Below are 5,128 nucleotides of genomic sequence, written 5' to 3'. Positions count from 1 at the left end.
GGGCTACAGCAGGACGTGCGGATGCATTAGCGTGACCAGCGTGGACGAGTTCGCGCAGGCGCTCCGGACGGCGATCACGAACCGTGGTCTCGGTCTGGAGCGCCTGCGCGAGCACCTCTCCCAGAACGGCGTGTCCGTCTCGATGGCCACGCTGAGCTACTGGCAGACGGGCCGCAGCCGCCCCGAGCGGCAGAAGTCGCTGCAGGCCGTCGTCCACCTGGAGCACATCCTGCAGGTGCCGCCCGGCCACCTCTCCGAACTGCTCGGGCCGCCGCGTCCCCGTGGCCGCTGGCTGCGGCACGCGCCGGCGCCGATGTCGGCGTTCTGGCCGTTCCCCTCCCCCGTCGAGCACGCGTTGCACGACCTCGACACCCAGTGGGACGACCAGCTGCTGCGGGTGAGCCAGCAGGACTTCGTGACGATCGGGGCGGACCGCACCGAACGGGTCTTCCGCTCCCGTCAGGTGCTGTCGGCGTCGATGAACGGCCCCGACCGCTGGGTCGTGATCATGCACGTCGACGCCCACGACCGGCCGTTGCCGCAGGTCAACGCCCTGAAGAACTGCACGGTCGGCCGCACGGTCAGCGAACCCGCCGAGGGCTTGCTGGTGGCGGAACTGCTCTTCGAACGGCCGCTCCGGAAAGGCGAGAGCGTCGTGATCGAGCACGAGCTGGTGAACCAGGACCCGTGCCCGCCCGCGACGAACTACGAGCGCAAGTTCCGGCTGCCGACGCGGGAGTACGTGCTGGAGGTGACGTTCGAGGGCGACGCCCCGAGCGCCGTCCGGCAGGTCGCGGACGGCTCCGAGGTGAAGCCCGGCCGCACGCTGCTGGACGTCGCCCTGGACGTGCCACCGGGCACGCGCGGCTTCAGCTGGACCTGGTGAACCCCCTCGACGACCGCACCAGCGCGGCCGCGGCGGGAGCGGCGAAGCAGATCAGCGCGCACGCCCCGAGCACCACGCCGGACCCGAACGCGTCGATCGCCGGCGCGATGAGCGCGAGCCCGAGCGGTGCCAGGCCGTAGGAGAGCAGGAAGTCGAGCGACGAGACACGGGCGAGCTTGCCGGGCTCGACCTCGCGCTGGATCGCGGTGAACCACGGCACGTTGAACAGCTCGATCCCGATGCCCGCGACCACGTACACGGCGATCAGCACGACCGCGTGCACCGGCAGCAGCAGGCCGAGCGGGATGAGCCCGTAGAGCCCGAGCCCGGTCAACGCGACCCAGCCCGCGTTGCGCGGCCGCCACCGCCCGATCACCGCCGCGCCGATCAACGCCCCCACGGTGTACGCGGTCGTGGCGCCCGCCAGCACCGCCTCGGTGTCGTACCGGTCGCGGCTCACGACCGGCAGCAGCACGGCCGTCGCGGAGTAGCCGAACGCGATCATCACGGTCAGCGCGCCGAGGCCCGCCGGCAGCCACGGGTGCCGGCGCACCTCGTGCACGCCCGCGAGGAAGTCGGCGACGAACCCGGCGCGGGCCTCGGACTGTTCAGGCTTGCCCTGCCCCCTCGGCGGTACGAGCGCCGCGCACAGCCACAGCGCGGCCGTGACGGCGAGCAGCACCTGGGCGTTGGTGATCAACGCGGCCAGCGCGGTCAGGCTCGGCGCGACCAGCGTCGTCACCCTGATCGCGAGGGTGGTCGCCGCGTTGGCCTGCTGCCGTTGCCCCTCCGGCACCACCTCGGCCACCAACGCCTGGAACGCGGGCCGGCAGGCACCCTGACCGGCACCGACGACCGCCGCCGCCACGGCCATGAGCAGCAACGACCGTCCCATGCCGAGCGCGATGACGGGTGTGACCAGGGCGGCGACCAGGCAGGACCAGAGGACCACGGTGCGGCGCGCGTGCCGGTCCGCCAGCACTCCGGCCACCGGCACCGCGGCGACGAACCCGGCCGTTCTGGTGGCCAGCACGACGCCCAGCTCCACGGCCGTGATCGACCGTTCCAGCACGGCCAGGCCCAGCACGAACGGCAGGGCCCACATCGCTAGCCCGGACGCGGTCGTGCCGGTCCACAACCGCAGGAACGCGGTGTTGCGGAAGACGGACGGTGCCGCCGTTGCTTTCTCGGTCACGTGGACCAAGGTCCCATCACCGGCGGGCTTCTGACCACACCCCGCCGCTATTCCGCGTCACCACGCAAAAGAAGGACGGGTGCTCCCCCGCCGCCTGCGGAGAGCACCCGTCCCGGTCCTTTGTGGACAGATCAGCCGATCTTCTCGATCCGCGCGTTGCGGATCAGGAACTTGCCGGGCTCACGGACCTGTTCGAAGGCCGCGTTGTTCAGCAGCGCGCAGCTGCCGGACACCGACGCCACCTTGACGGTCGTGGACTTGTTGTTGTCCAGGTTCGTGACCTTCAGCGTCGTGCCGATCGGGAACGTGCCGCTGGACGCGGCAGGCTCGCCGCCCTCACCGGAGAGCGTGACGGTGGAGCCGTTGCAGACCTGCTGGCCCGTGGCGCCGCCGTTGTTGTTGCCCTGGTTGGCAGGCGGCTGCGCGACCTGACCCTGGTTGCCGTTGCCGGCGTTGTTGCCCGCGTTGCCGTTGTTGTTACCGGCGTTGCCGGCGTTGCCCTGGTTCGCGTTGCCCGCGCCGCCGTCGCCCTTGCACCCAGCCGCCTTGCGCCGCTGCTGGATGAGGTCGACCACGGCCTGCCGGTTCGCGATCCGGGCCTCGGACTGGGAGTCCGGGTTGGACTTCTGGCCCGCGATGAAGCTCAGGTTGTTCTGCAACGCCTTGTCCAGGCCGCCGCAGTCCTCACCGGACGTCGCGGCCTGCCCGGCTTCGGGCTTGGCCTGGACGTTGTTGCCACAGCCCGCCGCGGCGCGCCGCTGGTTGATCAGGTTCACGACCTGCTGGCGGTTCTGGATGCGCGCATCGGACTGGGCGTCGGGGTTGGCCTGCTGACCGGCGATGAAGTTCAGGTTGTTCTGCAGGGCGGTGTCCAGCCCGCCGCAGTCCTCAGCCGCGTTCGAGTTGGTGCCGCTGAAGGCGAAGATGCCACCGGCGACAGCGGCGACCGCCAGCACGGCGCCCGCGCCGATCATGGCGGGCTTGCGGTGTCGAGCGCCCATTCTGTGTCTCCTCGGGGGGTCGAACGGTGTTGTACCGATGACTACGGGGAGGTCACGAACGGGGTTCAACGCGGACCGGGACATGTTTGGTTTTAAATGCTTTTAAGGTTTTCCGCGATGCTGATCTTGCTGGTCAGGACGCGTTTTCCGGAGCCAGGGGGCCAGTTCTGGCACGCGGTGCGGAAATGGGCCAGGCGGTGGGTTGCACTCCAGCCCGAAACTGGTACAGACCACCTGGCCCTCAAGCCGTCAGAGCACGAAAGGCGAGAAACTCGTGCCGTTGGCCGTCAACGCCTCCACGACGCGTCCCTGTGCGGGCGCCTGCAACAGGAACAGATAAGGCACCGGCGCTTCCGCCGCGCTCTCCGCGAATATCCGCAACGCCAACGCGAGCGTCTCCGGTTCGTCGGCGAGCAGCAGTTCCGCGTCCTCCACCACGAACAGGTAGGCGTCGCCCGGCATCCAGTCCAGATCGGACAGCACGTCGCTCAACGCCGCCCAGTTCTCCCCGAAGTACGCGGGGAACTGCAACGCCGCCCCCAGTTCGGAGAAGAACGCGTCGATCGTGCGGCAGCGCGATCCGCGCACCCGCCGGGCGACCGTGGTGGGCTGCTCCCCGGCGAGCTCCGCCACGGCGGCGCCGAGGCCCGCGGTGGCGGCCTGGGTCAGGTGGAAGGCCTGGTCGGACTTGAGGAGGGACGCGAGGCTCATCCGATGATCTCCACGAACGTCGTGTAGTGGTCAGAGGTGTAGAACTTCCGGCCGCCGCCGACCACCAGCCGTTCGCCGCCGCGGTCCGCTGGTCTCGTGTACGGGCGGATGTCGTACTCGGTGTACTGGACGGGCCTGCCCTGGCCGTCGACGGACGGCAGCACGACGCCGCGTTTGAGCACGTCGTTGATGTAGTGCTTGCCGCCCAGGTAACGCGGTCTCAAGGGGTTCTCGCCCTGCTGGTCGTCCTCGAGGTCCTTGCGGCCGGGTCTCGGGCGGACGGCCTGGCGCAGCAGCTCGTCGAAGGTGATCTCCGGGCCGTCCGCCGGACCGATGGGCACGGGCTCGCGCGAGCCTCCCGGCCAGGCTTTGAGGCCGCGGGCGCCGATGTCCGCGAGGGCCGCCCAGTTCTGGCGTCCCGGGCCGTTGAGGAAGAAGTTCGCGTCCTTTCCCGACTCCTTGATCACCCGCATCGCGTGCACCGCCTGACCGGTCTGTCCAGGCCGGGAGAACTTGCGCTCCACGTCCTTCGGGTCGAGGCCCAGGTCGTCGGCCAGCCGGTGCAGGTCGGGCAACGCGCTGGGCGGCTCCGCCACCGCGAACGCGATCTTCAGCGCGTCCACGCCGGCGAACTTGCCGGGGATCAGCGCGATGCCGCGCTTCGTCAACGACAGGTCCCTGCTGGTCATCTTGTAGAGGCCGAGGGGGAACTCGGTCACCGGCGTCGTCGTCCTGGCGTTGACCAGGTCGAGGATCTCGCGCATCGTCGTCAGCCGGGTCTCCAGATCGCTCAGCCAGCCCTTGGCCTGGTCGAGGTCGGCCGAGGCCTTGGCGGCCTCGAGCTTGTCCAGCGACGCCTCGATCTCCGGGTAGTCGGCCTTCACCTTGAGCTTCATCGCCGCGATCGCCTCCTGGACCCCGGCGGTCCGTTCGGCGATCGACCGCACGTCGCTCGTGCGCAGGGTGAGGTCGAGGAGCTTGCCGGCGAACACGTTGTACTGCGCCTCGTCGTTCTTCGTGACGAGCTTGTCCGCCTCGAACTGGACCCGGTCGGCGAGCCGGGTGAGCTCGGTCCGGTCGAACTCGTAGCCCTTGCGCACGGCGGGTGGTTCTCCGCTGTCGAACTCGTCGACGCCGAACGCGTCCCTGAGCGCGGCGGAGTAGACGGTGTCGCGGTTGGTGAGCCGCATCTTCTCCAGGTTCGCGACCAGGGGGTCCTTCTTGGGCGTGGAGGCCTTTTTCTTCTTCGCCTTCGGCTTCTCGCCGGTCTTCTTCTTGACCGGCGTGGTGCCGCGTGAGGCCTTGTCCTTGCCCACGGCCTTGGACATGTCCGTC

At 69.7% G+C, this 5,128-nt stretch carries 5 protein-coding genes; 1 reads left to right on the top strand and 4 read right to left on the bottom strand.

Annotation, left to right across the window (positions count from 1 at the left end):
* The first annotated feature begins 40 nt into the window (after window positions 1-40).
* Window positions 41-886 carry an XRE family transcriptional regulator gene (locus ACFWNN_RS05675; protein WP_382438678.1) on the top strand — a complete coding sequence of 282 codons (846 nt, stop codon included), beginning with the start codon at window positions 41-43 and terminating at the stop codon, window positions 884-886.
* On the opposite strand, the gene ACFWNN_RS05670 is transcribed toward ACFWNN_RS05675, so the two are convergent.
* From ACFWNN_RS05670 to ACFWNN_RS05655, 4 genes are all read right to left on the bottom strand, one after another.
* Window positions 870-2,081, bottom strand: a complete 1,212-nt coding sequence (locus tag ACFWNN_RS05670; protein WP_382438677.1) for an MFS transporter — start codon at window positions 2,079-2,081, stop codon at window positions 870-872. The two genes, ACFWNN_RS05675 and ACFWNN_RS05670, sit on opposite strands and share 17 nt — an antisense overlap.
* Before the next feature lie 131 nt (window positions 2,082-2,212).
* Complete coding sequence (locus ACFWNN_RS05665) at window positions 2,213-3,007, bottom strand: hypothetical protein (protein WP_382438797.1); 795 nt, start codon at window positions 3,005-3,007, stop codon at window positions 2,213-2,215.
* 324 nt (window positions 3,008-3,331) lie between these two features.
* The gene (locus ACFWNN_RS05660) at window positions 3,332-3,793 is read right to left on the bottom strand and encodes a barstar family protein (RefSeq protein WP_382438676.1); all 462 of its coding nucleotides are present in this window, start codon (window positions 3,791-3,793) and stop codon (window positions 3,332-3,334) included.
* Window positions 3,790-5,121, bottom strand: a complete 1,332-nt coding sequence (locus ACFWNN_RS05655; protein WP_382438675.1) for a hypothetical protein — start codon at window positions 5,119-5,121, stop codon at window positions 3,790-3,792. Before ACFWNN_RS05655 ends, ACFWNN_RS05660 begins: the two co-directional genes overlap by 4 nt.
* Window positions 5,122-5,128: the final 7 nt, after the last annotated feature.

It is taken from the genome of Lentzea sp. NPDC058450 (assembly GCF_042721395.1).
In the GTDB taxonomy this organism is placed as follows: domain Bacteria; phylum Actinomycetota; class Actinomycetes; order Mycobacteriales; family Pseudonocardiaceae; genus Lentzea.
Note: the sequence above shows the minus strand (reverse complement) of the source record. Positions and strands in the feature narration are given on the sequence as shown.

Coding starts and splice junctions, on each gene's coding strand:
- ACFWNN_RS05660 (WP_382438676.1), bottom strand. CDS start 3,793: ATGAGCCTCGCGTCCCTCCTCAAGTCCGACCAGGCCTTCCACCTGACC.
- ACFWNN_RS05655 (WP_382438675.1), bottom strand. CDS start 5,121: ATGTCCAAGGCCGTGGGCAAGGACAAGGCCTCACGCGGCACCACGCCG.